Annotated in this window: 30 protein-coding genes; 13 read left to right on the forward strand and 17 right to left on the reverse strand. The window is 61.5% G+C overall.

The window, feature by feature from the left end; genetic code table 11:
* Positions 1–32 precede the first annotated feature (32 nt).
* Both HGP16_RS01125 and HGP16_RS01130 read left to right on the forward strand, forming a co-directional pair.
* Positions 33–959: an NAD(P)-dependent oxidoreductase gene (locus HGP16_RS01125; protein WP_168838191.1), complete on the forward strand. Its 927-nt coding sequence runs from the start codon at positions 33–35 to the stop codon at positions 957–959.
* A gap of 67 nt (positions 960–1,026) precedes the next feature.
* Positions 1,027–2,079, forward strand: coding sequence for a nitronate monooxygenase family protein (locus HGP16_RS01130; RefSeq protein WP_168838192.1), 1,053 nt, complete (start codon positions 1,027–1,029; stop codon positions 2,077–2,079).
* 78 nt (positions 2,080–2,157) lie between these two features.
* On the opposite strand, the gene HGP16_RS01135 is transcribed toward HGP16_RS01130, so the two are convergent.
* The 3 genes from HGP16_RS01135 to HGP16_RS01145 all read right to left on the reverse strand — a co-directional run bounded on the left by HGP16_RS01135 (position 2,158) and on the right by HGP16_RS01145 (position 3,708).
* Positions 2,158–2,409: a DUF2312 domain-containing protein gene (locus tag HGP16_RS01135; protein WP_015341059.1), complete on the reverse strand. Its 252-nt coding sequence runs from the start codon at positions 2,407–2,409 to the stop codon at positions 2,158–2,160.
* A 171-nt stretch (positions 2,410–2,580) separates the two neighbouring features.
* Positions 2,581–2,886 (reverse strand): DUF1244 domain-containing protein, encoded by a 306-nt coding sequence (locus HGP16_RS01140; RefSeq protein ID WP_168838193.1) that lies wholly within the window; start codon positions 2,884–2,886, stop codon positions 2,581–2,583.
* Positions 2,887–2,913: 27 nt separating this feature from the next.
* Complete coding sequence (locus HGP16_RS01145) at positions 2,914–3,708, reverse strand: N-formylglutamate amidohydrolase (RefSeq protein WP_168838194.1); 795 nt, start codon at positions 3,706–3,708, stop codon at positions 2,914–2,916.
* A 202-nt stretch (positions 3,709–3,910) separates the two neighbouring features.
* On the opposite strand from HGP16_RS01145, the gene HGP16_RS01150 reads away from it, so the two are divergent.
* The 4 genes from HGP16_RS01150 to HGP16_RS01165 all read left to right on the forward strand — a co-directional run bounded on the left by HGP16_RS01150 (position 3,911) and on the right by HGP16_RS01165 (position 7,616).
* A complete protein-coding gene (locus tag HGP16_RS01150) occupies positions 3,911–4,399 on the forward strand; it encodes a DUF1036 domain-containing protein (RefSeq protein ID WP_112343349.1) in 489 nt (162 codons plus the stop codon).
* A complete protein-coding gene (gene pyk / locus HGP16_RS01155) occupies positions 4,399–5,838 on the forward strand; it encodes a pyruvate kinase (RefSeq protein ID WP_168838195.1) in 1,440 nt (479 codons plus the stop codon). The genes HGP16_RS01150 and pyk overlap by 1 nt, the downstream gene beginning before the upstream one ends.
* Positions 5,839–5,969: 131 nt before the next feature.
* Positions 5,970–6,851, forward strand: a complete 882-nt coding sequence (locus tag HGP16_RS01160) for an NAD(P)-dependent oxidoreductase (protein WP_168838196.1) — start codon at positions 5,970–5,972, stop codon at positions 6,849–6,851.
* A 129-nt stretch (positions 6,852–6,980) separates the two neighbouring features.
* The gene (locus HGP16_RS01165) at positions 6,981–7,616 is read left to right on the forward strand and encodes a LysE family translocator (protein ID WP_168838197.1); all 636 of its coding nucleotides are present in this window, start codon (positions 6,981–6,983) and stop codon (positions 7,614–7,616) included.
* A gap of 1 nt (position 7,617) precedes the next feature.
* Here HGP16_RS01165 and HGP16_RS01170 read toward each other — a convergent pair whose 3' ends face one another.
* The 4 genes from HGP16_RS01170 to HGP16_RS01185 form a co-directional block, all read right to left on the reverse strand.
* The gene (locus HGP16_RS01170; protein WP_168838198.1) at positions 7,618–8,589 is read right to left on the reverse strand and encodes a threonine/serine dehydratase; all 972 of its coding nucleotides are present in this window, start codon (positions 8,587–8,589) and stop codon (positions 7,618–7,620) included.
* A gap of 89 nt (positions 8,590–8,678) precedes the next feature.
* On the reverse strand, positions 8,679–9,251 hold the full coding sequence (locus HGP16_RS01175; protein ID WP_168838199.1) for a DUF4865 family protein: 573 nt from the start codon (positions 9,249–9,251) through the stop codon (positions 8,679–8,681).
* Positions 9,252–9,254: 3 nt separating this feature from the next.
* Positions 9,255–9,650, reverse strand: coding sequence for a cupin domain-containing protein (locus tag HGP16_RS01180; RefSeq protein WP_168838200.1), 396 nt, complete (start codon positions 9,648–9,650; stop codon positions 9,255–9,257).
* Between the two features lie 5 nt (positions 9,651–9,655).
* Entirely contained in the window at positions 9,656–10,048 is a 393-nt protein-coding gene (locus HGP16_RS01185) for a tautomerase family protein (protein WP_168838201.1), read from the reverse strand.
* A gap of 111 nt (positions 10,049–10,159) precedes the next feature.
* Between HGP16_RS01185 and HGP16_RS01190 the strand changes: the two genes are divergently transcribed.
* Positions 10,160–11,101 (forward strand): LysR substrate-binding domain-containing protein, encoded by a 942-nt coding sequence (locus HGP16_RS01190; protein ID WP_168838202.1) that lies wholly within the window; start codon positions 10,160–10,162, stop codon positions 11,099–11,101.
* On the opposite strand, the gene HGP16_RS01195 is transcribed toward HGP16_RS01190, so the two are convergent.
* The 6 genes from HGP16_RS01195 to HGP16_RS01220 all read right to left on the reverse strand — a co-directional run bounded on the left by HGP16_RS01195 (position 11,080) and on the right by HGP16_RS01220 (position 15,008).
* Positions 11,080–12,129: an alpha/beta fold hydrolase gene (locus HGP16_RS01195; RefSeq protein ID WP_168838203.1), complete on the reverse strand. Its 1,050-nt coding sequence runs from the start codon at positions 12,127–12,129 to the stop codon at positions 11,080–11,082. The genes HGP16_RS01190 and HGP16_RS01195 overlap by 22 nt on opposite strands.
* Positions 12,130–12,237: 108 nt before the next feature.
* Entirely contained in the window at positions 12,238–12,867 is a 630-nt protein-coding gene (locus HGP16_RS01200; RefSeq protein ID WP_168838204.1) for a hypothetical protein, read from the reverse strand.
* Positions 12,868–12,957: 90 nt separating this feature from the next.
* Entirely contained in the window at positions 12,958–13,083 is a 126-nt protein-coding gene (gene ykgO / locus HGP16_RS01205) for a type B 50S ribosomal protein L36 (RefSeq protein ID WP_003582204.1), read from the reverse strand.
* Positions 13,084–13,235: 152 nt separating this feature from the next.
* Positions 13,236–14,294 carry a 5-(carboxyamino)imidazole ribonucleotide synthase gene (locus HGP16_RS01210; RefSeq protein ID WP_168838205.1) on the reverse strand — a complete coding sequence of 353 codons (1,059 nt, stop codon included), beginning with the start codon at positions 14,292–14,294 and terminating at the stop codon, positions 13,236–13,238.
* Complete coding sequence (gene purE / locus HGP16_RS01215; protein WP_069613329.1) at positions 14,291–14,785, reverse strand: 5-(carboxyamino)imidazole ribonucleotide mutase; 495 nt, start codon at positions 14,783–14,785, stop codon at positions 14,291–14,293. Before purE ends, HGP16_RS01210 begins: the two co-directional genes overlap by 4 nt.
* A 19-nt stretch (positions 14,786–14,804) precedes the next feature.
* Positions 14,805–15,008, reverse strand: a complete 204-nt coding sequence (locus HGP16_RS01220) for a YdcH family protein (RefSeq protein ID WP_075851912.1) — start codon at positions 15,006–15,008, stop codon at positions 14,805–14,807.
* Positions 15,009–15,239: 231 nt separating this feature from the next.
* Between HGP16_RS01220 and HGP16_RS01225 the strand changes: the two genes are divergently transcribed.
* A complete protein-coding gene (locus tag HGP16_RS01225; protein ID WP_168838206.1) occupies positions 15,240–15,413 on the forward strand; it encodes a YdcH family protein in 174 nt (57 codons plus the stop codon).
* Positions 15,414–15,584: 171 nt separating this feature from the next.
* Here HGP16_RS01225 and HGP16_RS01230 read toward each other — a convergent pair whose 3' ends face one another.
* The gene (locus HGP16_RS01230; RefSeq protein ID WP_168838207.1) at positions 15,585–15,845 is read right to left on the reverse strand and encodes an ArsR/SmtB family transcription factor; all 261 of its coding nucleotides are present in this window, start codon (positions 15,843–15,845) and stop codon (positions 15,585–15,587) included.
* Positions 15,846–16,067: 222 nt separating this feature from the next.
* Here HGP16_RS01230 and HGP16_RS01235 point away from each other — a divergent pair, with 222 nt between their 5' ends.
* From HGP16_RS01235 to HGP16_RS01255, 5 genes are all read left to right on the forward strand, one after another.
* Positions 16,068–16,721: a thiamine phosphate synthase gene (locus HGP16_RS01235; RefSeq protein WP_168838208.1), complete on the forward strand. Its 654-nt coding sequence runs from the start codon at positions 16,068–16,070 to the stop codon at positions 16,719–16,721.
* Positions 16,722–16,730: 9 nt separating this feature from the next.
* Positions 16,731–17,969 (forward strand): tetratricopeptide repeat protein, encoded by a 1,239-nt coding sequence (locus tag HGP16_RS01240; RefSeq protein WP_168838209.1) that lies wholly within the window; start codon positions 16,731–16,733, stop codon positions 17,967–17,969.
* A gap of 196 nt (positions 17,970–18,165) precedes the next feature.
* Positions 18,166–18,966 carry an inositol monophosphatase family protein gene (locus tag HGP16_RS01245; protein ID WP_168838210.1) on the forward strand — a complete coding sequence of 267 codons (801 nt, stop codon included), beginning with the start codon at positions 18,166–18,168 and terminating at the stop codon, positions 18,964–18,966.
* Positions 18,967–19,101: 135 nt separating this feature from the next.
* Complete coding sequence (locus HGP16_RS01250; protein WP_168838211.1) at positions 19,102–20,145, forward strand: MotA/TolQ/ExbB proton channel family protein; 1,044 nt, start codon at positions 19,102–19,104, stop codon at positions 20,143–20,145.
* Between the two features lie 3 nt (positions 20,146–20,148).
* Positions 20,149–21,180, forward strand: a complete 1,032-nt coding sequence (locus HGP16_RS01255) for a peptidoglycan -binding protein (protein ID WP_168838212.1) — start codon at positions 20,149–20,151, stop codon at positions 21,178–21,180.
* Positions 21,181–21,184: 4 nt separating this feature from the next.
* Here HGP16_RS01255 and HGP16_RS01260 read toward each other — a convergent pair whose 3' ends face one another.
* The 3 genes from HGP16_RS01260 to HGP16_RS01270 all read right to left on the reverse strand — a co-directional run bounded on the left by HGP16_RS01260 (position 21,185) and on the right by HGP16_RS01270 (position 23,213).
* Positions 21,185–22,432 (reverse strand): RNA polymerase sigma factor, encoded by a 1,248-nt coding sequence (locus HGP16_RS01260; protein ID WP_168838213.1) that lies wholly within the window; start codon positions 22,430–22,432, stop codon positions 21,185–21,187.
* Between the two features lie 5 nt (positions 22,433–22,437).
* Positions 22,438–22,776 (reverse strand): YciI family protein, encoded by a 339-nt coding sequence (locus tag HGP16_RS01265; RefSeq protein WP_168838214.1) that lies wholly within the window; start codon positions 22,774–22,776, stop codon positions 22,438–22,440.
* Between the two features lie 248 nt (positions 22,777–23,024).
* Positions 23,025–23,213: a YegP family protein gene (locus tag HGP16_RS01270; RefSeq protein ID WP_015341032.1), complete on the reverse strand. Its 189-nt coding sequence runs from the start codon at positions 23,211–23,213 to the stop codon at positions 23,025–23,027.
* Positions 23,214–23,314 lie beyond the last annotated feature (101 nt).

Below are 23,314 nucleotides of genomic sequence, written 5' to 3' on the forward strand. Positions count from 1 at the left end.
ATCGCATCGTCACCCGGAATATCGGAGTCGTTATGATGACCAACGTCAGTGAACGCCCCGGCGACGAGCCGGGCGAGGAGATCGGTTTTGTCGGTCTCGGAGTCATGGGGCAGCCAATGGCCCTCAATCTTGCAAAAGCCGGCGCGAAACTCGTGGTCTGGAACCGCTCGCCGGCAGCGGCCGATCCGCTGCGCGAAGCCGGTGCGGCCGTGGCGGCGAGCGTCGAGGGGGTGTTTACGCGCACGCGCATCGTCATCCTAATGCTCGTCAACGAAACGGTGCTGGATGAGGTTCTGCAACGCGGGACGCCGGGCTTTGCCAGGCTGCTTGCCGGGCACATCGTGGTTTCGATGGGAAGCAATCCACCCGACTATTCGCGTGGCCTTGCCGCCGATATTCTTGCTGCAGGCGGGCGCTATGTCGAGGCGCCGGTTTCGGGCTCGCGGAAGCCTGCGGAGACGGCACAGCTCGTCGCGCTGCTCGGCGGCGACGCCGAGACGGTCGCGGAGGTGCGGCCGCTGCTTGCGCTCATGTGCCGTGAAACGATTGTCTGCGGTCCCGTCGGCAATGCGCTGCTGATGAAGCTGACCGTCAATCTCTATCTTTGCACGATGTTGGCGGGGCTCGCCGAGGCGGCGCATTTTGCCGAGAGAAACGGGCTCGATCTCACAACCTTCCAGGCTGCCATCGATTCCGGCCCCATGGCGAGCGACCTGACGCGCGTGAAAATTCCGAAGCTCATCGCCAGGGATTTTTCAGTGCAGGCCGCAACCGCCGACGCATTCAACAGCACAAGCCTGATCGCCGAGGCGGCACGCGCCGCCGGCATGGCGTCGCCGGTTCTCGACCTCTGCCGCATGCTTTATGGAGAGAGTGTGGAACTTGGCAACGGACGGCTTGACATGATGTCCGTGGTTGTAGCCATCGAGGCCCGTACATCGGCTCTCGACCAATCCTAGGCAAGCGTCGCGCCCGCACCTATGTTGCATTGAGACGGAAACAGACACTCCGGAAAGGAAGACGGATATGCCGGCTGCCACGGACAGCAATCTCTTTCGCCAACTCGGTTTGAAGCACCCGCTGATCGTCGCGCCGATGGCCGGCGGCCCTTCATCGGTGGAGCTCACGGCGGCTGCGTCGGCCGCGGGCGCGCTCGGCGCCATGGGAGGCGCCTATTCCAATGCCGCGGCCATCGAGGCTTTTGCGGATCAGGTGCGCCAGCGAACCGACAAGCCGTTTTCGATCAATCTTTTCATTCCGCATTCGATCCCCGACGTTGCAGCAGACCGGCTCGCGCGCGCAGCCGAGGCGACTGCTCGCTATCGACAGGAATTGGAGCTGCCTCCGCCGCGGCTTGGGGCCCCTTATGAGGAGGATTTCGACGTGCAGTTCGAAGCCGTTCTGCGCGTCAAGCCGGCGTGCTTCAGCTTCGTCTTCGGTCTGCTCTCCGCCGAGCATGTCCGCGAGGCGAAAAAGGTCGGTATCCCGCTGATCGGAACGGCGACGACGCTCGAGGAGGCGAGGGCGCTGGAAGACGGCGGCGTGGATGCAATCGTGCTGCAGGGCTTCGAAGCGGGCGGCCATCGCGGCATTTTCGATGCCGGGGCAGCGGATCCGGAAATCGGGATGCGCGATCTCCTGGCGCAATGCGCCGGCACCATTCGCGTGCCGCTGATCGCAGCCGGCGGCATCATGACCTCAGGCGATATTCGCGCGGCGTTGCAGGCGGGAGCGCAGGCCGTCCAGATGGGCACGGCGTTTCTCGCCTGCGCGGAAGCCGGAACATCGGCACCCTATCGCAGGAAGCTTCTCGAAGCGTCGGAGCGCAGGACGCGGACGACACGCGCCTTTTCGGGCCGTTTTGCACGCGGCATCGAAAATCGCTTCATGGATGAGATGGATGGCAAACCGGACGCCATTCTTCCCTTCCCGGCGCAGAATAAGTTCACGCGCGATATGCGTGGCGCATCGACGGCAAAGGGGTTGCCGGATTTCCTGTCTCTCTGGTCGGGAACCGGCAAGGGCGAACTCTGGCAAGGCAGTACTGCCGCCTTGATCGACCGGCTGTTTGGCGAGTGAGGCCTTCTTTCCGGAGATAAAAGAAGGGAGCCGGCAAGCCGGCTCCCGATCGTCTTGCAAGGCTGATGACTGCCTTTATTATTCCATGCCGAGTGCGGCCATGTAGGTCTGCAGGATGGATTCTTCTTCCAGACGTTCATTCGCGTCCTTCTTGCGAAGGCGGATGATGGTGCGGATCGCCTTGGTGTCGTAACCGCGGCCCTTGGCCTCGCCCATCACATCCTTGATGTCGCTACCGATCGCGGCCTTTTCTTCTTCCAGGCGCTCGATCCGCTCGATGAATTGACGCAGTTCCGCCGCGGCCACGTTCTCGACGCTGTTCTCTTCCATGCACTTCTCCTAAAGGGTCTCAAAGGATCGCTTGCGGCCGGTCGCAACTAAGATCGGTGGATCACCGATACGGTAAATCGCTTCGGGGCCTGCGGGGTATTTCGAATTCGATCGGGCAGTTGACGTGCCGCGAATGGCGCGTAAGGTCAAGCCGGATTGGTGAAGGGAGAGTTAATCTTTTGGCTTGTTCTGCTCGAAAGCGGCTTTTTGCACAGGCGAAGCTTCTTTCTGGTGCAGGTTTTTCCAATCCTCATAGGGCATGCCGTAGATGATTTCGCGCGACTCGTCCTTGCTGACGGCCAGGCCCGCTTCCTCGGCCGCTTCGCGATACCAATTGGAGAGACAGTTGCGGCAGAAGCCGGCGAGGTTCATCAGGTCAATGTTCTGAACGTCGCCGCGTTCGCGCAGGTGCGCCACGAGACGGCGGAAGGCGGCGGCCTCGAGCTCGGTCTCTTGTTCCCTGGTAAGCGTGGACATGTTTTTCTCCTCGGTTCGCTCGCGGCCTCATGCCTCGTAAGGACCGGTGCGCGAAGCATAGCGTTTATAGTGGTGCAGGGCCGGATCGGCATTGATCTCGGCGAAGATCGGCGTCAGCCGGTCGACCCATTCGGCAATGCCGGCCTCGTCGCCGATCAGATCCTGCCGGACCTCCAGCAGCGCGTGCGGAATGCCTTTCATCATGCAATGCCGGAACATGGTGTCGTTACGCAGGGCGCCGTCGTAAGGTTCATTGTCTCCGATAACGAGATTGGTATCGGCGCCGAGTTTTGCAAGAAGCGGCACGACGGCGCGATCGTCGCTATCCCAGAGCACGCTCGCATGCCAGGGCCGAGGAACGCCCTTCCATGCCGGCGTGAAGGAGTGCATCGAGAATACCAGAGGTGCCTTGCCCGTTATTGCAGCCACAGCGGAAATCGTCCCGTCAACGGCATTGTGGTACGGACGATGGAAGGCTTCGATGCGGTGGTTCCACTCTTGGTCCGTGATCGGGTGATTGCCCGGGATGATCGCCCCGTCCGAGATCTTCATGATCAGGGTCGGGTCGTCCTCGCCGCGGTTCGGGTCGATCAGCAGGCGGGAGAAACCGCCGAGCACACCCGGCACGCCCAAGCGCTCGCAGAGATGGCGGCACAGGTTTTCGATGCCGATATCATAGGCAATGTGGCGGGAGAAGGCGGTTTCCGGCAGGCCGAGGCTGCCATAGCGCTCGGGCAGATGCCGCATGGCATGATCGCCGAGAATGACCATGCCTTTGTCACGATTGCCGGATATAATTTCGAACGGTCTGAAGTCGATCATGCGGATTGTCGGTTATCGAAATTTTCAACTCTTTGTTTGATTGCATGTGAGGATGGAAGGTGCAAGGTTTGCAGCTTCGATCGGATGGGAGCGGTGCGAGGCGCCGTCACCATCCGTGAAGAAAATATAATCGATTAGAGTTGCGTTGACATTCATGGGATGGCGGCGCAAGAAGACGCAACAACGAATAACCGGGAGCCAATTGGAAGCCGTGTCCAGCCAAGTCGCGCCACGTTTCGTTAAGCGGTCAGGTCCGCTCGCCCGAATCGCCTTCCTCATTCTCGCCGCTGCCGCGCCGTTCTTCTTCATGCCAAATGCGGCTCATGCCGACTTCCGCGTTTGCAACGGCACGCAGAATCTCGTCGGTGTCGCGATCGGCTATCGCGCAAAGGATGGCTGGGTGACGGAGGGATGGTGGCAGGTTCCGGCGACCACCTGCGCCACGCTGATCGAGGGGCCGCTTCAATCCCGCTATTATTATCTCTACGCAGAAGATGCGGCTCGCGGCGGCCGCTGGACGGGCGACGTCGAAATGTGCGTGGCGGAAAATGAATTCAAAATCCCAGGCGTGAAGGACTGCTACGCTCGTGGCTACCAAAAGATGGGGTTCAAGGAATACGACACGGGGCGTCAGGCGAGCTGGATGGTTCAGCTCTCCGATACCTCGGGCAGCCAGGAAAGCCAGAATTGATGAGACGCAACCGCAAAGTCAAAATCCTCGCAACGCTCGGTCCGGCCTCCTCTTCGGAGGAAATGATCCAGAAGCTCCATGAGGCCGGAGCAGATCTGTTCCGCATCAACATGAGCCATGCCAGCCATGATCTGATGCGCACGTTGATCCAGCGCATTCGCGCCGTCGAAGCCCGCTGTGGTCGTCCGATCGGTATTCTCGCCGACTTGCAGGGTCCCAAGCTGCGCGTCGGCAAGTTTGCCGAAGGCAAGGTCGATCTCAAGCCCGGCCAGACGTTTACGCTCGACAATCAGGATACGCCCGGCGACAACACGCGGGTGTTCCTGCCGCATCCGGAAATTCTGGAATCGGTCCAGCCCGGCCATCGCCTGTTGATCGACGACGGCAAGCTGGCTCTGCGCGCCGAGAAGTGCGACGGCAAGAGCATCGTCACGACGGTCATTTCGGGCACGAAGATTTCGGACCGCAAGGGCGTCAGCCTGCCCGATACGCTGCTCGGTGTCGGCGCGCTGACCGACAAGGACCGCGTCGACCTCGATGCTGTTCTCGCCACCAACGAAGTCGACTGGGTGGCGCTCTCCTTCATTCAGCGCCCCGAAGACCTGATTGAGGTCCGCAAGATCTCCCATGGCCGTGTCGGCCTGATGTCGAAGATCGAGAAGCCGCAGGCCGTCGAGCGCATCGAGGAAATCATCGAGCTTTCGGATGCGCTGATGGTGGCCCGCGGCGACCTCGGCGTGGAAATGCCGCTGGAAGCCGTTCCCGGCATTCAGAAGCAGCTGATCCGCGCCTGCCGTCGCTCCGGCAAGCCGGTGGTCGTCGCCACGCAGATGCTGGAATCGATGATCTCCGCGCCGGTTCCGACCCGCGCCGAAGTCTCCGACGTCGCAACCGCCGTCTTCGAAGGCGCCGATGCCGTTATGCTCTCGGCAGAATCCGCATCCGGCGACTATCCGGTCGAATCTGTCTCCATGATGGCCTCGATCGCCGGCACCATCGAGCGCGAGCCGCATTATCCGGGCATCATCTACGCCCAGCGCGCGCTTCCAGAAGCGACCGGCGCCGATGCGATCTCGCTGGCCGCCCGCCAGATCGCCGAAACACTGAAGCTCGCCGCGATTGTTTGCTACACCTCGTCGGGCACGACAGGCCTGCGCGCCTCGCGCGAGCGCCCGCAGGTTCCGATCCTGGCGCTGTCGCCGATCATCCAGACGGCGCGTCGCCTTTCCGTCGTATGGGGCATGCACTGTGTGGTCACGCACGATGCGACCGACCTCGACGACATGGTCAACAATGCCTGCCGCATCGTCGCCGAAGAAGGCTTCGGCAAGCCGGGCGACCGCATCATCATTTCGGCAGGCGTGCCGCTCGGTACGCCCGGCGCCACCAACATGCTGCGCATTGCGTATATCGGTTCGGACGGCCAGTCCGGCGTGTGATTGCCGACATCCGGTCACGGCAGCACCCTGAAATATCCGAAACCCGCTGTCGCAAGACGGCGGGTTTTTTCTTGTAGCCGAAGCGCCTGCGATCACCCCCAGGGCAGGCGGATTGAGAAGGAGATATGCCAATGAAAGTCGGATTTATCGGATTGGGTCACATGGGCAGCGCCATGGCGGTCAATCTCGTCAAGGCCAGGCATGAGGTGACGGTCTACAATCGCTCACGGGACAAGGCCGAGGCTTTGGCCGGCGAAGGTGCTAAGGTTGCCGTGAACGTGGCGGAAGCCTGCGGCGGCGAGGCCGTCTTCACCATGCTTGCCCATGACGAGGCGCTGTCCGCCGTCGTTCACGGCGATGGCGGCGTTCTCAAGAGCCTTGGCAAGGGTGCGGTCCATATCTCCGCAAGCACGATCAGCGTGGCGATGTCCGAACGACTGACAAAGGAACACACCGCCGCAGGCCAGCGCTTCGTGGCAGCACCCGTTTTCGGCCGTCCGGAAGCTGCTGCCGCGGCGAAGCTGTTCGTTGCCGCAGCGGGTGCGCCCGATGCCGTCCAGTCGGTCGCACCGCTCTTCGAGGCGATTGGTCAGCGTACTTTCGTGCTCGGCGAGGAGCCGAAGGCCGCCAATCTCGTCAAGCTCAGCGGCAATTTCCTCATCGCCGCCGTCATCGAGTCGCTCGGCGAGGCCATGGCGCTGGTGGAAAAGGGCGGCGTCGACCGGCACGCCTATCTCGATCTGCTGACGTCGACGCTCTTCAATGCGCCGGTCTACAAGACCTATGGCGGGCTGATCGCCGATCGCAAGTTCCAACCGGCAGGCTTCACCGCGCCGCTCGGCCAAAAGGATATCCGACTGGCGCTCGCCGCCGGCGAGGCGCTCAACGTGCCGTTGCCGCTTGCCAGCCTACTGCGCGACCGGTTCCTGACGTTGCTCGCCCATGGCGGCGAGGAGCTGGACTGGTCGGCCATCGGCGCATTGGCCGCTAAGGATGCCGGGTTGGTGAGGTAACTATGTAACCATCGGTGACTGAGTGCGAGGGGGGTATCAGAAGTGCGGCATACTCAAAGCCTCCATCAAGCAACCCCTTGCTAAGTACCCCACCGCATGCAACCTTCCTCTCGCCAAGAGGAGGGACCCATGCATCTCACCACACTGCTCGCCTTTGCCGCCGTTTCCTTTATCGGTATCGCGACGCCGGGGCCGACCGTGCTTCTGGCGTTGACCAACGGCTCGCGCTTCGGCGTCCGGCGTGCCTTGCCGGGCATGGTCGGTGCTGTTCTGTCCGATGCCGTTCTGATCAGTGCCGTCGCCATCGGCCTTGGCGCTCTGCTTGCGGCGTCGGAATTCTGGTTCTCGGCGCTGAAATGGGTGGGGGCTGCCTATCTCGCTTTTCTCGGCATCATGATGCTGCGCTCGAAGGGAAGCATCGATGGCGCCTTGCAGGCGAGCGCGAACCAGCCGAAGGGAACAGCCTTTGCCATCGGCCTGAAGAGCTTCATGGTCGCCGTGACCAATCCCAAAGGCTATCTCTTCTTCTCGGCCTTCCTGCCGCAGTTCATCGAACCGGCCGCGCCGCAGCTGCAGCAATACGTCGTTCTGGGCACCATCTTCGCCGCGCTCGATTTCACGATCATGTTCGGCTACGCGGTGTTCGGCTCCCAGGCCGTCCGCGTCCTGAAATCGGAAGGGGCGAAATGGCTCGAGCGCGTCTGTGGCGGCGCGCTACTGGCTCTTGCCGGATCGCTGGCGCTCTACCGTCGCGCCGTCAATTGATTTAACGACGGCTCAACGCCGCTTCGAAGACATCCTGGTCGACATTGCCGCCTGACGTGACGGCGATCACCGTATCGCCGTCGATATCCCCGCCATGGAAGAGTGCTGCGGCCAGGGCGACGGCGCCGCCCGGTTCCACCGCGATCTTCAGACGGGTGAAGGCGAGCGCCATGGCCCTTTGCGCTTCCTCATCGGTGACGACGAGGCCGGGGCCGCAGAGGCGTTTCAGGATCGGAAAAGTGATGTCGCCGGGCTGCGGGCTGATGATGGCGTCGCAGATCGAGCCCTGCAGCGCGGCATTGCGTTCGATCTTGCCCGTGACCAGCGAACGGGCGGTATCGTCGAAATTTTCCGGTTCGCACGGGCGCACCTTGAAACCCGGCGCGCGGGATTCGAGCGCCAGTGCAATGCCCGAGGTCAGGCCGCCACCGCCGCAGGGGACGAGCACGCTTGCGGCATCGATGCCTTCCTCGGCAGCCTGTTCGGCGATTTCCAGTCCCGTCGTTCCCTGGCCGGCGATCACCTGCGGCTCGTCGAAGGGCTTGATGAGCGTCAGCCCACGCTCCTTTGAAATGTGTGCGCCAATCTCGTCGCGATCTTCCTTGACGCGATCGTAGAGCACGACCTCGGCGCCGAAGGCGCGGGTATTGGCAATCTTCAGCTTCGGAGCATCCACCGGCATGACGATGACCGAGGGGATGCCGTGCAGCTTTGCGGCCAGCGCCACGCCCTGCGCATGGTTGCCGGACGAGAAGGCGATGACGCCCCTGGCGCGGACGGACGGCTCCAGCGCAGAGACCGCCGACCAGCCGCCGCGAAACTTGAAGGAACCGGAATGCTGCAGGCACTCGGCCTTCACGAACAGGCGGCGCCCGGCAATCTCATCGAGAAAGGGCGAGGAGAGAAGCGGCGTGCGCCGTGCCCGGCCGCCGAGGCGGGTGCGGGCGGCTTCGATCATTGCAATATCGACCATGGAGGGATCACTCTTTTGATTTCGAGAGGCTTTCCATCCATAAAGCGACCGGCTTCCCTTTGAAACAAGGAGATTGTCCCCATGACACTTCAGGCAATACCGGGCAGCGAGAGATGCCCGACATTGTAGGTCTGCACACCGGATCGAGTCGGATCTTTCGGCGGCTCGGCCAGCAGGCGGAAGCGCACCAGCGTCCAGTGGGTCGGTTCGAAGGCAACGACCGAGGCGAGGGCGCCGCCATTCGATATGGCTTGTGTTGCGGCTTCGCTCTCTTCTTTCCGGAGTTCGGCGAGCGATGCGTTGGGATCGATTGCGGCCACCTCACGCGTGGCGAAGCTGGCGTTGCGAATATCCGCCGAGGTATCGGCGCGCCAGACGACCCAAGTATTGACCTGGGGACGGCCGAAGCTCTCGGTCAGGGCCACGAAGCCGGGGCCGCAGACGAAGTCGCTCAGGCCTTCTTCCTGCTGCCAGACGTAGAACGGCGCATAGAGATTTTCCCAGCTTGCCGTCACCGCATCGCCCTTTCTTGCGGTGAGATAGGCCTTGAACTTCAGGCCCGGGAGATTGTCGAGCAGGGGACCCTTGTCGCGGATGCGGCGATCGATGATCGCCATGTCGTAATCCGCGGGCAGGGGGAAATTATACTGCATGGCGATCATTGCTCATTCCTCCAGCCAGGTCACGGCGCTGCCATCCTGCGCCGCCTGGATACTGATATAGGAAAAGGTGCTTTTCGCTGCCGCGCCGTGCCGATGGCGCTCGTTCGGCGCGAAGCTGATGCAGTCGCCAGCCCGAAGTTCCTCAGCCGGGCCGCCGAACCGTTCGGCAAGCCCGATGCCGGACAGGACATAGAGGATCTGTCCGTGCGGATGCTTATGCCAGCGCGTCATGACGCCAGGCTCAAGGGCGCAGCGCATGGCGGTCAGGCCGCCATTCTCACTGTTCTCCACGAGCGACTCGACCCAGAACGAAGCGGTGGCGATGCCCTCGGGCGAGAGACGCATATTCGTGCCGGCACGGTGGATGACGGGTGATTCTCGGGACGTCGTTTGAGGCATCGCTCTCAGGCCTGCTCGATCATCTGCGCGCGGCCATCGGAAAAGGACCAGTCCTCGCGCGCTGCCGTCGTGATGGTGATCATGATGTCCTCCGGGCGGACACCAGGCGCGTCTCCAAGCAGCTCGGCGACGCGGCGATAAAAGGCCTTCTTGACCTCCGTGCCGCGCGGCTTGCCGATCGTGACATCAAAGAAGACGTAATCGTCCGAGCGTGGAGTGCTGGCGAAATAGGTTCGATCGAAGACGAGCTCATACGGCTCCAGCTGATGAATGGCCTGGAAACGATCGGTTGGCGGCACATCGAAGGCCTCTACCATGGCGCGGTGGAAATTGTCCGACAGTGCCTTGAGATATTCCGGCGACTTGCCGCGCTGAAGGGTGATGCGGGTGAATGGCATGGGATTGCTCCTGTTTCCGTGTCACTTGACGAGCATAGAATGCCAGCAGATAATCATCCCGAAAATCAGATAATTCAGGATTTATAGTCCTAAAAATATGGACAGTTATCCATGCGGAAGATTATCTTCGATCTCGATGTACTGCGCAGCTTCGTCACCGGCATGGATCTCGGCAGTTACGCCAAGGCGGCTGACAGGCTCGGGCGTTCGACCTCGGCAATCAGCGCCCAGCTCAAGAAGCTGGAGGAGCAGGCGGGAATGCCGATCTTCCGCAAGGCAGGGCGAGGACTGGCGCTGACGGAGGCCGGCGAAACGATGCTCGGCTATGCGCGACGGCTGCTGGATCTGAACGATGAGGCAGCCACGGCGCTGCATGGGACGGAGCTCGAGGGATGGGTGCGGTTGGGGTTGCAGGAGGATTTCGGGGAAACGCTGCTGCCCGAAGTGCTTGGACGTTTCGCGCGCGCCCATCCAAAGGTGCGCATCGAGGCGCGTGTCGTGCGCAATGCGGAGCTTGTGGAGCGAGTGACGTCAGGCAAGCTCGATCTGGCGCTTGCCTGGAGCGACGGCTTTCGTACTGCTCATTGTGATCGCATTGCGGAAGTGCCGGTCTGCTGGGTTGGTCCGGCGAATGGTGCGGTGAATTGGCATGCCGGCAGCGGCGAGGTTATGCCGCTGGCCTCGCTGGAGGCACCCTGTCTGCTGCGGACGATCGCCACGAAGACGCTCGATCGCGCAGGCATCGGCTGGCGGATATCCTTCGTCAGCCCGAGCCTGGGAGGCCTTTGGGCAGCAACAGCGGCGGGCCTCGGCCTGGCGCTGCGCACCCCGCTGGGCTTGCCGGGTAAAGTGCGGCAACTGGCGCCGGGGGAGGCCGGTTTGCCAGCCTTGCCGAAGCTGGATCTGGTGCTGCATCGCGCCGAGGCCGAGTCGAGCCCGGCGACGGAACGACTGGCATCGATCATGCTGCAGGCCGTGCGACAGACCGTCGGCGCCGTACCGCAGAGCCGGATATTCGAGGATGCGCCGGCTCATGATGTCGTCACGGCCTGAGATCCGGCGCTGGATTCGGAAGATTCTCCCGTCAGGCCGGCGATACGGATTTCAGCCTGGGTTGCCAGTATCCGTAAATCGCGCGGCTGGCCCGCCAGCCGTTCGATGGCTGCGATCGCAACATCCGTGGTCACATAATCGGGCTTGTGGCCGAGATTGCGGATTGTGATGAGTTCCGCACCCGCGATATCCCGCGCAAGCCCGCGCGAATGCAATTTCTCCAGGACGATATCGTCGCTGTCGCCGGTAATGATGATGGTGGGCGCCGTGATCTCGCTGTAGCGCGTCGCATGGGTCGAGACATAGGCAAAGAGATTGACCACGTCGATTGCATTGTTGCGGAAGGTCTGTGGCCGCAACACGAGTTCCGGCGCTGTCTTCATGATATAGTCCGCCGGCCGCGCATTCGGATGGAAGATGTTGAGCGTACCGGTATCAACCCGGCGCAGGCCGATCGGAATGACGAAGAGCTGGGTGAAGAGCCAGCCGAAGACCGGCATGGCGGCGAGCGTATAGTACCAGTCGACGCCGCCGGGCCAGGGGTGAGTCGCCGGAGCGAGGAAGAGCAGCCCTTCCGTCTTTTCGGGATGACGCATGCCGAAGGCCGCAGCTATCGCGCCGCCGAAGGAATGACCGATGATGATGGCACTCTTGATGCCGCGCCCGTCCATCAGTTTGGCGATGGCGTCGGCTTGGCCGGAGGGGAGGGCATTTTCGGCCGTCCCGCGCTCGGAATAGCCGTGACCGGGCCGATCGACGAACAGCATTTCAGCGCGGCCGCTTAAAGGTGCCGCAAAGGCTTCGAACTGATCGCGCAGATTGCCGCTGGCGCCGTGGATGAAGACAAGAGCCGGCAAGTCCGCCGTCGTCGGTCGCGGCAGATGCACGGCGTTCAGGCGGTAGCCGCCGATATCAGTAAGTTCGCCGATATTGGGATAGGTCTGCTCGATGGCACGCGTTTTGTAGGCGGAAAAGCCCGCGGCAACGACAAGAAGCATGACAATGGCAGCGAGAAGAGAATCGAACATTGCAGCACGGATCAAATATCGTAAGACACTAATCTAGCGCAGTTTCGCGGCTTTTTCATCCCCTCCAACTCGGCTTCGACGAAAGGAAGAGCGTTTGCGGCCGTGATATCAGGTGCGGCTGCCGGCAACCTTTTCCGAGAGCTTGGCGGCTTCTTCCTGAGCCGACCGATTCGCCGGATATACTTCCAGAAAGCGCTCCCATGCCCTGAGGGCGAGCGCATCATTGCCGCGTTCGGTCAGGATCGCCGCCATGCCGGCCAGCGCGCCGAAATGGCGCGGCTCTATCCGGAGGACCTGATTGATATCCTCCATGGACTTGCGATAGTCGCCGATGGCGAAATTCAGCGTCGCGCGCCTGTTCCAGCCTTCGACATAGTCGGGTTTCAGCGAGATCACCTGATCGAGATAATCCATGGCGGCGGCATTGCGCTTGTCCTGAATGGCCTTGTCGGCCCATTGCATCAGGAGATTGATCGTGGCACTGCCGGAATCGCTGAGCTCAGTGTTGATCTGATCTGCGATCAGGCTTGCCTGATCGGGATCGCGCTGGCGCTTCAGCGCCGTGAAGAGATTGTCGAGCTGCTGCTTCGGCGACAGGCTGCCGGAGGGATTACCGGGATCCTTCTTCTCCACTATGCCCGGTTCATCCGCCAACGCCGCAGGGGGCGCGGAGGCCGTCAGAGCAAGCAGAATCGGCAGAGCTAGATATGACAAAGCAAAAACGCGCATGGCGGGCATAGTAGCCCGCCAATGTCGAAGATCAAACCAAATTTGATGCGATCAACTAAAACTGAGTGCTCGATCCATGGGATCGAGCCGCGCGCTATATCAGCCCTGACGAGCCTTGTAGCGCGGGTTCAGCTTGTTGATGATGTAGATGCGGCCCTTGCGGCGGACCAGACGGTTGTCACGGTGACGCGCCTTGAGCGACTTGAGCGAATTCTTGATCTTCATTTTTCTGATCCGCGATGTTCGAGGGGGAATGTCACATTCGCCCGTATCTTTAACAATCAAAAGCGCGCTCGGGGCGCGCTCTTTAGGGTGGGGAGCAAATACCCTGTCATACCGGGCCTGTCAACCATGTCAGGGGCTTTTTCCCACGCCTCTCAGCGTAGAAGCTGTGTGACATGGCCCATCTTGCGGCCCGGCCGTGCTTCGGTCTTGCCATAGAGGTGCACCAGCGTATCGTCAAGGCGAAGCCATTCCGGCAATGCCTCGATGTCGTCACCGATCAGATTCGTCATGACGCAATCCGAATGACGCGTGGGATTTCCGAGCGGCAGGCCGGCGACGGCGCGGATATGCTGCTCGAACTGCGAGATGACGCAGGCGGCCTCCGTCCAGTGACCTGAATTATGTACGCGCGGCGCCATCTCATTGGCGATCAGGCTGCCGTCGGCGAGCGCAAAGAATTCGATGCCGATGACGCCGACATAGCCGAGCGCCGTCAAAATCTTCTCTGCCGCCTCGCGCGCGGCGATCGCCGTTTGCGCGGAAATTTTGGCCGGCAGCGTGGAGGTATGAAGGATACCGCTGCGATGGATGTTTTCGGCTGGATCGTAGCAGGCGACCGTTCCATCGACCCCGCGCGCCGCGATGATGGAAATCTCGCGCTCGAAGGATACGAAGCTCTCGAGGATGAGCGGCACGTTGCCTAAAGCCGCATAGCCGCCTTCCGGGCAGTCGGCGGCGGAGCGATAGACGCGTTGCCCCTTGCCATCGTAACCGAGGCGGCGGGTTTTCAGCACGCCTTGTCCGCCGAAATCCGCCAGCGCCTTTTCAAGATCGGCCTGGCTGTCGACGGCGTGGAAACGGGCGGTCGGAATGCCGCAACCATTGATGAACCGCTTCTCGGTCAGCCGGTCCTGCGCCATCTCCAGCGCCTTCGGCGGCGGATAGACCGTTACTCGCGAGGCAAGCTCCTCGGCGGCGGAAACCGGGACGTTCTCGAACTCATAGGTCACGACATCGCAGCGTCTCGCCAGCTCGGCGAGAGCGGCCGGATCATCATAGGCGGCGGCAATCTGTTCGTTGGCGACCTGGGCTGCGGGACAATCCATCTGCGGCTCGATGATGACGGTGCGGAAATTCAGGCGCGCGGCCGCCATGGCCAGCATGCGGCCGAGCTGGCCGCCGCCGATGATGCCGATCGTCTTCGCGCTCATAGGTCGTCCATCGGATATTCGGCGACCGCAGCGCTTTGGCGGGCGCGCCATTCGTCGAGACGGTCGGCGATCTCTTCATCGCCGAGCGCCAGGACGGCGGCGGCAAGAAGGGCGGCATTGACCGCGCCGGCCTTGCCGATCGCCAGCGTCCCGACGGGAATGCCCGCGGGCATCTGGACGATGGAGAGAAGGCTGTCCTGCCCGGACAGCGCGCGGGACTGCACCGGTACGCCGAAGACCGGCAACGGCGTCATGGATGCCGCCATACCCGGAAGATGCGCCGCGCCGCCGGCGCCGGCGATGATGACCTTGAAGCCTTCGTCCTTCGCGCCCTTGGCGAAATTCACCAGCCTGTCGGGCGTACGATGAGCGGAGATGATGCGCGCATCATAGGTGATTTCAAGCGCTTCCAGAGTGTCCGCGGCATTCTTCATGGTTTCCCAGTCGGACTGGCTTCCCATGATGATGGCGACAGGCGGTCTTTCGGTCATCATCGTTGCTTTATGCTCCTCAGGCTATGATATCGGGGATGATCTGGTCTTCCAGCTTGGTCAGCTTGTCCTTGATGACGAGCTTCTTTTTCTTCATGCGCTGGATTCGAAGGGCATCGCAGCCCGTCTGGATCATGGCATTGATTGCGGCGTCATAATCCTCGTGCTCCTGGCGCAGCCGCGCCACGATCAGCCTGATTTCCGCCTGTTCCTGATCGGCCATGTTCATTTCCCCAGCCTATAGCGGAATCGCATTCGTTCCGTCTCCTGAATTCCGCAAGCTCCTATCACCAAACGGCGATAACGGGAAGTTCTCCTTCATCACGAATTTGCCGCCTATAGGCCACGTTTTCGCCTTCGACAAAGGTTCGATATTATGGCACAGTGGGAGGGTTGACACCTAGGGCCTTGGCGAATGGATGGTCAGGGCCCTTAAAGAGGAAGGAAGGGTCATATGACTGTTCAAGCTCATCTTGAATCGCTGGAAAAGAAACATGTCGCTCTCGAGGAGGCGCTGCATCTGGCACTATCATCTCCCTCTATGAATGATACGGAAATAGCCGACATCAAACGCAGGAAACTGCGCGTCAAGGACGAAATCCAACGTCTGCGTTCGTCAGTTCACTGACATAACGGTTTTAAAGTTCAAAAAAGCCATCGATCTTGGGGGCACCAGAGGCAGATCGAAAATTTTCCAGCCAGGATCGATGAGCATTTCCGTCAAAACGGATGCGCCAGCATCATAGTGTCAGAGGTAGAAGTTGGCGCAATTTTCCTGAAGCCGCGAAAGCCAAGGATTTCAGGACCAGAACTGATCCAGCCATAAATTTAGCTTGTCGAAACCGCGGCTGTTGACCGCGTATATGCGTTTCGTGCCTTCATTGGTGACGGAAACGAGATTGCTGTCGAGCAACGCCTTGAGATGCTGCGAAACGGCCGGGCGGCTGATCGGCAGGCCGTGCGCCAGTTCGTTGACCGTTTTGGGTGCGCGGCGCAATTCCTCCAGCAGGTAGCGCCGGTTCGGATCCGCGATGGCTGCGAAAGGGTCCATGATCGACATGGCGGAAAGCTACGTCAAACGCTAAAAGGCGGCAAGTTAATTGTGCGCTGCATGATATATTGTGCGATAGGCTTACCGGCGGCGGCGAGAATGTCCTGGAGTTGCGCCGCAGATCGCCGTTTCAGCCGCTGCCCCTTGTCAGAGAGAGCTAACGGATTTACTCACGACTATCGAACCGGTGCGCCATCGCTGACGATGGAAGCCGAAACCATGGAAGCTCGCATGACCGTGCCCGAAGATCGTTGCCGCCTCGTTCTCATCGTTCCCGACATTGCCGATATCGAACAGCAGGCGAAGGTCGTGGCCGATGCGCTTAGGGGCGGGGATGTCGCCTCGGTGATCATCCCCCAATACGGGCTGGATGACGGCACTTTCCAGAAACATGCTGAAAAGCTGGTGCCGGTGGTGCAGGCGGCGGGAGCTGCGGCGTTGATTGCAGGCGACAGCCGTGTGGCCGGCCGGGCCAAGGCCGACGGGCTGCATATTGCCGGCAATATTACCGAGCTTACCGAAGCCGTCGAAAAGTTCGTGCCGAAGCTGATCGTCGGGGGCGGAAGCGCCGCCGACCGGCACGGCGCCCTGGAGATCGGCGAGCTGCGACCGGATTATATCTTCTTCGGCAAGCTGGAAGGCGACATCAAGCCGGAGGCGCATCCGAAGAACCTGGCGCTCGGCGAATGGTGGGCCTCGATGATCGAAATCCCCTGTGTCATCATGGGTGGCACCGATCCGCAATCGGCGCTGGAAGTGGCCTTGACGGGTGCGGAGTTCGTGGCGCTGCGCGCAGCGGTCTTTGCCGACCCCACGGCGGCTCCATCCATCGTTGCCGAGGTGAATGCGCTTCTGGACGAAAAAGCGCCACGGTTTGAGGATTGATAGCGATTCATGTCGTCTAAGCCTCGATTCCGCCACAGACCTTTACTCGTCGCGCTCACGGCCGGGCTGGCGGTATTTCCACTGCTGGCTGCAGCGCAATCGGATAATGGCGCTGCGTCGCTGCCGGGCGTTACGGCGCCGGCGGAGAAGGGCGCGCGGCCAGACGACAAGGGTCAGGGCGGTGACCAGGCGCAGTCCGATGACGCAGCCACCGTGCCGGATGCGCCGGCGGCCAACGAAAGCATCGTGACGCGGCCGCTGGGTGCCGATGCCGGCACCTTCAAGACCGAGAAGATTCAGCCGGGTACCGAGCCGAAGGCCGACGGCGACATCAAGCCTTCGGAAGGCGTCGGCGTCTTCGAGCGCATGGGCGCCAACCTGCCTGCCCTGCCGCCGGAAAAACCCTTCAAGGGCAAGGTCGACGACGCCTATGGCGCGTTCCAGCGCGGCTATTATCTGACCGCTTTTCAGCGGGCGCTGCCGCGGGCGCAGCTCGGCGACCCGGCCGCCCAGACCCTCATTGCCGAGCTGATGTCGCAGGGATTGGGCGTCAAGCGCGACACCAAGGACGCCGCTTTCTGGTACAGCAAGGCCGCCGACGGCGGCGATGCGACCTCGATGTTCAAATACGCCTTGATCCTGATGGAAGGTCGCGACGTGCCTCGCGATCAGAAGAAGGCGGATGAATGGATGAAGAAGGCTGCCGAAGCCGGGCAGCCTTCGGCCGAATTCAACGTGGCGCAGATGCTGACGGCCGAAAATCCGGGCGTGAAGGGCCTGCAAATGGCGCTTCCCTATTACGAGAAATCCGCCGAGCAGGGCATTGCCGACGCGCAATATGCCGTCTCGCAGCTCTATTTCAATCTTCCCGACCTGCCGCCGGAGAAGAAGGCCCGCGCGCGGGAGTGGCTGTCGCGCGCCGCCAATTCAGGCTTCGACACCGCACAGCTCGACATGGGCCTCTGGCTGATCAACGGCATCGGCGGCAAACAGGATCTGGAAAACGGCTTCAACTGGATGCGGGTTGCCGCCTATCGCGGCAATGTCGTCGCTCAGAACAAGCTGGCGCACCTTTATATCAACGCCATCGGCACGAAGCAGGATCCGGTGGCTGCGGCCACATGGTACGTCATTTCTCGCCGCGCCGGTCTGAAGGACACGGAGCTCGAGGATTTCTATCAGGGTATCGAGGACTATCAGCAGAAGGCCGCCATCGACGCCGCGAACAAGTATCGTCGCGCGCGATAGCAGCCGAGGCTGAAACCGGCTGAAACGGGGCCTGATGTGACGTCAGTTTGCGCGTGCCATAGCCTCACCACTTGAAATTCCCCCGATTTTATGGTCTTGAGGCCGCCAATCTTTATTTCCGCTGACGCTCCCGCTCCGTCGGGGCCTGCTTTAGGGCCGCCCGGTCAGCGCTTTCTGTATTATCCAAGGAAACCCGATGGCCCGTTCTGCTCTTCTCAATGTCATGGTTCAGGCTGCCCTCAAGGCAGGTAAGTCGCTCAGCCGCGATTTCGGCGAAGTGCAGAACCTGCAGGTTTCTGTGAAGGGACCGGGCGATTTCGTCAGCCAGGCGGATTTGAAGGCGCAGAAGATCATCCGCGATGAGCTAATGAAGGCGCGTCCAACTTACGGTTTCCTCGGCGAAGAAAGCGAAGAGGTCAAGGGTACGGACGGCGCGCATCGCTGGATCGTCGATCCGCTCGACGGCACCACCAACTTCCTGCACGGCATTCCGATGTTCGCCGTTTCGATCGCCCTTGAGCGCAATGACGAGATCGTCGCCGGCGTCATCTTCAATCCGGCGACCGACGAACTCTATACGACCGAGCGCGGCGGCGGCGCATTCCTTAACGATCGTCGCCTGCGCGTCGCTTCGCGCCGCGTGCTGTCGGACAGCGTCATCGGCTGCGGCGTTCCGCATCTCGGCCGCGGCAATCACGGCAAATTCCTGGTGGAGCTTCGCCACGTCATGGGCGAAGTCGCCGGTGTGCGCCGCCTCGGCTCCGCATCGCTTGATCTCGCCTATGTCGCCGCCGGCCGTTTCGACGGTTTCTGGGAAGCCGGCCTGTCTCCCTGGGATGTTGCGGCAGGCATTCTGCTGATCCGTGAAGCCGGCGGTTTCGTCTCGGATTTCCATGGCGGCAACGACATGCTCGGCACCAGTTCGATCATCTGCGGCAACGAGCACATCCAGAAGGCGCTCGCCGAAGTGGTCAAGCGTCCGATCCCGACGAAGTAAGCCATTCCCCCATTCGCTTTTTCGAATGACAAAACAGTCTGTTGCCAACGGACTGTTTTGTGCTTTCCGTCTCTTCAATTCGGCACAATGTTGCTCTAGTCTCCGCCTGCGGAAAATGCGGTGGCGGAGCGTGTGATGGAAAATGTGAATCTGTCGGACCTGGGATCGACCGACAACGTATCGGGCAATTACACCTACAAGCTCTCAAGCCCGATGGCCTTCTTCTGGACGATGGTTCTTTTCCTGATCATCGTCGGCTTCATCGTGGCGATCCTCTTCCGTCAGGCCCAGGTCGCCTTCCTGCACAATCCCGGTCTCAACGGCTTGATCCTGGGCGTTCTGGCCGTCGGCATCCTGCTGGTCTTCAATCATGTGCTGATGCTGAGGCCGGAGGTTCGCTGGTTCAATCATTTCCGCGCCGTCGGCAATGCGGACAAGGTCGGCCGCAATCCACGGCTTCTCGCGCCGATGCGGGCGCTGCTCGGCAACCGCCGCGCGATGCAGCTGTCGACGGCGACACTGCGCTCCATTCTCGATTCGATCGCCACGCGCCTCGACGAATCGCGCGATACTTCGCGCTATCTCATCGGCCTGCTGGTCTTTTTGGGTCTGCTCGGCACCTTCTGGGGTTTGATCGGCACGATCGGCTCGATCAACGACGTCATCCAGAGCCTCGATGTCGGCACCGGCGGCACCGGCGATATTCTAAGCGCCCTGAAGAGCGGCCTTTCCGGCCCGCTGGTCGGCATGGGCACGGCCTTCTCGTCGTCACTGCTCGGCCTTTCCGGCTCGCTGATCCTCGGCTTCCTCGACCTGCAGGCCGGCCGCGCGCAGAACCGTTTCTATACCGAGCTTGAAAACTGGCTCTCGTCGGTCACCGATGTTGGCTCCGATATCGCCCCCGTCATCGAAGGCGCGGCTGGTGCCTCTTCGGAGGATGTGCGGGCACTGTCGGACTATCTGCGCAAGATCGCCGAGGAAGGTGGTGGTCAGCGCTCGGTAACCGCCATGGCCAACCTCGCCGAAGGCATTCAGGGCCTGGTCAAGAACATGCGCAACGAACAGCAGATGCTGCGTGACTGGATCGAGGCGCAGCAGGAAGAGGCGAAATCGATGCGCCGCACGCTGGATCGCCTTGCGGACCGCATCGGCCACACCGAGAAGACCGGGAGCAAGTAAGCCATGGCGCTCGCCCGCAACCGACGCCACCAGAGAAGCGTCGACTACTGGCCCGGCTTCGTCGACGCGCTGTCCACGCTGCTGATGGCCATCATGTTCCTGCTGACGGTATTCGTCGTCGGCCAATTCATCCTCAGTCGTGAAATCTCCGGGCGTGACGAGGTCCTCAACCGCCTCAACAGCCGCATCAACGATCTTGTGGAACAGCTGGCGCTGGAAAAGAACGGCAAGCAGGATCTGGAAGATACCGTCGCCAATCTGCAGGCCTCCCTTTCATCGGCGGAAAGCGAGCGTTCGCGCCTGCAGTCCATGCTTGCTGCAGGTTCCGGCAACAGCCAGGCCGCCGAGCAGCGGGCCGGTACGCTGTCGCAGCAGCTCGATGATCAGAAGCAGTTGAGTGCGCGGGCTCTCACCCAGGTCGATCTCCTCAATCAGCAGATTGCCGCCCTGCGCAGCCAGATCGCCGCCGTCGAGGCAGCGCTTCAGGCGTCCGAGTCCAAGGACCAGTCGTCGCAGGTGAAGATTGCCGATCTTGGACGGCGCCTCAACGTGGCGCTGGCGCAGCGTGTGCAGGAACTGAACCGCTACCGCTCGGATTTCTTCGGCCGCTTGCGCGAAATCCTCTCCGATCGTGACAATATCCGCATTGTCGGCGACCGTTTCGTGTTCCAGTCCGAAGTGCTGTTCCCATCGGGCTCGGCCGATCTCAATCCGGCCGGCCAGACGGAGATGACCAAGCTTGCGGCGGCTCTCATCGATCTTTCCAAGGAAATTCCGCCCGAGATCAATTGGGTGCTGCGCGTCGATGGCCACACCGACAATGCGCCGCTTTCGGGCAATGGCCGCTATGCGGACAACTGGGCGCTGTCGTCGGCGCGCGCCATCGCCGTCGTCAAGTTCCTGATCGCGCAGGGCGTCCCCGCCGACAGGCTTGTTGCGGCCGGCTTCGGCGAATTCCAGCCGATCGCACCCGGCGATACGCCGGACGCACGCGCGACCAACCGGCGCATCGAGCTGAAGCTGACGGAAAAATAATCGATCATCGCTCCGGCGATGCGACGCTATCGAGGCGTGCCTGCAGGAATTGCCGCACGGCTTCGCTATCGCTGAGGCCGATCGCGCTGCGATATGCGCTGGAGGCGTTTTTCATATCTCCCGCCTCCGTCAAGAGGTGGGCGCGCACGGCCCAATAGGGTTGATAGTTGACGATTTCGCGCTCGGCTATCCGGTCAAGGAGCGCCAGCCCGGCGGCCGGACCATCCACCCTGCCTGTCACCGCCGCGTGGCTGACGCGGGCGCCGGCTGTCGGCTTCATGATCACAAGCGCCTCATAGAGCTTGGCCAGTGCGGCCCAGTCCGTCGCGCCGGAACGTCGCCGGTCGGCATGCACGGACTGGATCGCGGCCTGGCACTGGAACGGACCGAAACGCCCGAATGCACCAGCCTTTCGCAGCAGATCGTCGGCTTCCGCGATCATTCCGGTATCCCAAAGGGCCATTTCCTGTTGGTCGAGAGGGACATAGTGTCCATTCGCGTCGCGCCGTGCTTCCCGACGGGATTGACTGTAGAGCATCAGCGACAACAAGCCCGCCGCCTCCGGTTCCTGGGGCAGGGTCGCAAGCAGAGTGCGGCCGAGCCAGATGGCTTCTTCCGCGAGCGAGCCTTGCTTGCCGATCTCTCCGTCGACCCCGTCCCAGCCGAGGCCATAGGCGGCATATATCGCCGAGAGCACGCTCTCCAGTCGGTCCGGCAACATGGACCGCTCGGGAACGATAAAAGGAATATGCGCGTCGCGGATCTTGATTTTTGCACGCACCAGCCGCTGGCTCATGGCTTGCGGCGAAACGAGGAAGGCCCGGGCGATGGTTGCGGCATCGACCGCCAGTACGGATTGCAGCATCAGCGGGGTGTGAGCCGAGCGATCCAAAGCCGGATGGGCGCAGACGAAGAGAAGCTTCAAGCGCTCATCTGGAAAGGCGGAGTTGTCGGTATTCATGCGTTCCTCCGCTTCTTCGAAGGCCATCATGATCCTGTCGCGCGCTCCGGCCCTGACGTTCTCGTGCCTGACCCGGCGAAGGAGATTGCGCTTGGCTGCAACCAGCAGCCAGGCTTCCGGATTGTCGGGGATGCCGCGTTCCGGCCAGGTACTTAGCGCTGCCGCGATCGCATCGGACAAAGCATCCTCGGCCGCCGGCACGTCGCGGAAACGCGCGGCGAGAAAAGCAATCAGCTTGCCGTAGGATTGACGCGCCGCTTGCTCGGCAGCGCGTCGGGCATCCAATGCCATGATGGCTACATCTGCAATCGCGGCCGTATCTCGACCGAGCCTTGCTGGGAGATCGGTATGCGCAGAGCCCATTCCAGCGCGGCATCGAGATCCGGCACGTCGATCAGGTAGAAGCCGCCAAGCTGCTCCTTGCCGTCAGGGAAGGGACCGTCCTTTACCTCATGGTCCTCGCCCTGGCGACGGACGACCGTTGCGGTCTCCGGCGCGGTCAACCCCGCGCCTCCTGTCATGATGCCGGCCTGGATAAGCGCCTGCGTGTAGGCAACCCAGCCGTTCTTATAGGTCGGATCGGCGCGACGCTCGAAATCCTCGGCTGATTCACGGATGATCAAAGCATATTGCATGAGATAAGTCTCCGATTGGCAGTTTTGACGATGGCCGGACGGCGTACCTGCAAAGCTCAATGCCGGAATATACAACACCGCTGGCGAAACGGCTTCCTGCCGCTTCGATATAATGAGCCGTGAGCCCGGGCGAATTCGACACTCGCGGAAAGATTTTTGAAATTCATGACCGAAAAATCAAAACGGCCGGCATGCCCAAGGGGCAGCCGGCCGGACATGGCTTCACAGCAGATGCTTGACGCGAAGTCTTAGGCGGTTGCGGTGGTCTGGTCGTCGATGACGGCGCCGCCGACATGAGCCTTGATCGATTCGATGGCATGCAGAGCCGAAGCCTTCGCCTTGTAGCCTTCGGAACCGAACATGGTTTCGCCGTTCGAGGCTTTGAAGCGAAAGCGAAACTCGCCAGCCTTGTCCTTGTAGACTTCAAATTTATACATGGTTCACGTCTCCTAGAATCGCGTCAGCGCGGGATAACGCGGAAAATCTAGCTCAACTTCAAAGTTATTTCCATATGGTTGTATTTGCGGCAACGGGATAC

It is taken from the genome of Rhizobium sp. P40RR-XXII (genome assembly GCF_012641405.1).
In the GTDB taxonomy this organism is placed as follows: Bacteria; Pseudomonadota; Alphaproteobacteria; order Rhizobiales; family Rhizobiaceae; genus Rhizobium.

Coding starts and splice junctions, on each gene's coding strand:
- HGP16_RS01235 (WP_168838208.1), top strand. CDS start 16,068: ATGACCGTGCCCGAAGATCGTTGCCGCCTCGTTCTCATCGTTCCCGAC.
- HGP16_RS01240 (WP_168838209.1), top strand. CDS start 16,731: ATGTCGTCTAAGCCTCGATTCCGCCACAGACCTTTACTCGTCGCGCTC.
- HGP16_RS01195 (WP_168838203.1), bottom strand. CDS start 12,129: ATGTTCGATTCTCTTCTCGCTGCCATTGTCATGCTTCTTGTCGTTGCC.
- HGP16_RS01185 (WP_168838201.1), bottom strand. CDS start 10,048: ATGCCATTCACCCGCATCACCCTTCAGCGCGGCAAGTCGCCGGAATAT.
- HGP16_RS01145 (WP_168838194.1), bottom strand. CDS start 3,708: ATGATCGACTTCAGACCGTTCGAAATTATATCCGGCAATCGTGACAAA.
- HGP16_RS01225 (WP_168838206.1), top strand. CDS start 15,240: ATGACTGTTCAAGCTCATCTTGAATCGCTGGAAAAGAAACATGTCGCT.
- HGP16_RS01210 (WP_168838205.1), bottom strand. CDS start 14,294: ATGAGCGCGAAGACGATCGGCATCATCGGCGGCGGCCAGCTCGGCCGC.
- HGP16_RS01265 (WP_168838214.1), bottom strand. CDS start 22,776: ATGCAATATGCTTTGATCATCCGTGAATCAGCCGAGGATTTCGAGCGT.
- pyk (WP_168838195.1), top strand. CDS start 4,399: ATGAGACGCAACCGCAAAGTCAAAATCCTCGCAACGCTCGGTCCGGCC.
- HGP16_RS01250 (WP_168838211.1), top strand. CDS start 19,102: ATGGAAAATGTGAATCTGTCGGACCTGGGATCGACCGACAACGTATCG.
- HGP16_RS01180 (WP_168838200.1), bottom strand. CDS start 9,650: ATGCCTCAAACGACGTCCCGAGAATCACCCGTCATCCACCGTGCCGGC.
- HGP16_RS01140 (WP_168838193.1), bottom strand. CDS start 2,886: ATGTCCACGCTTACCAGGGAACAAGAGACCGAGCTCGAGGCCGCCGCC.
- HGP16_RS01135 (WP_015341059.1), bottom strand. CDS start 2,409: ATGGAAGAGAACAGCGTCGAGAACGTGGCCGCGGCGGAACTGCGTCAA.
- HGP16_RS01200 (WP_168838204.1), bottom strand. CDS start 12,867: ATGCCCGCCATGCGCGTTTTTGCTTTGTCATATCTAGCTCTGCCGATT.
- HGP16_RS01220 (WP_075851912.1), bottom strand. CDS start 15,008: ATGGCCGATCAGGAACAGGCGGAAATCAGGCTGATCGTGGCGCGGCTG.
- HGP16_RS01130 (WP_168838192.1), top strand. CDS start 1,027: ATGCCGGCTGCCACGGACAGCAATCTCTTTCGCCAACTCGGTTTGAAG.
- HGP16_RS01230 (WP_168838207.1), bottom strand. CDS start 15,845: ATGTCGATCATGGACCCTTTCGCAGCCATCGCGGATCCGAACCGGCGC.
- HGP16_RS01190 (WP_168838202.1), top strand. CDS start 10,160: ATGCGGAAGATTATCTTCGATCTCGATGTACTGCGCAGCTTCGTCACC.
- HGP16_RS01165 (WP_168838197.1), top strand. CDS start 6,981: ATGCATCTCACCACACTGCTCGCCTTTGCCGCCGTTTCCTTTATCGGT.
- HGP16_RS01245 (WP_168838210.1), top strand. CDS start 18,166: ATGGCCCGTTCTGCTCTTCTCAATGTCATGGTTCAGGCTGCCCTCAAG.
- HGP16_RS01260 (WP_168838213.1), bottom strand. CDS start 22,432: ATGGCATTGGATGCCCGACGCGCTGCCGAGCAAGCGGCGCGTCAATCC.
- HGP16_RS01175 (WP_168838199.1), bottom strand. CDS start 9,251: ATGATCGCCATGCAGTATAATTTCCCCCTGCCCGCGGATTACGACATG.
- HGP16_RS01125 (WP_168838191.1), top strand. CDS start 33: ATGATGACCAACGTCAGTGAACGCCCCGGCGACGAGCCGGGCGAGGAG.
- purE (WP_069613329.1), bottom strand. CDS start 14,785: ATGACCGAAAGACCGCCTGTCGCCATCATCATGGGAAGCCAGTCCGAC.
- HGP16_RS01270 (WP_015341032.1), bottom strand. CDS start 23,213: ATGTATAAATTTGAAGTCTACAAGGACAAGGCTGGCGAGTTTCGCTTT.
- HGP16_RS01160 (WP_168838196.1), top strand. CDS start 5,970: ATGAAAGTCGGATTTATCGGATTGGGTCACATGGGCAGCGCCATGGCG.
- HGP16_RS01255 (WP_168838212.1), top strand. CDS start 20,149: ATGGCGCTCGCCCGCAACCGACGCCACCAGAGAAGCGTCGACTACTGG.
- HGP16_RS01170 (WP_168838198.1), bottom strand. CDS start 8,589: ATGGTCGATATTGCAATGATCGAAGCCGCCCGCACCCGCCTCGGCGGC.
- ykgO (WP_003582204.1), bottom strand. CDS start 13,083: ATGAAGATCAAGAATTCGCTCAAGTCGCTCAAGGCGCGTCACCGTGAC.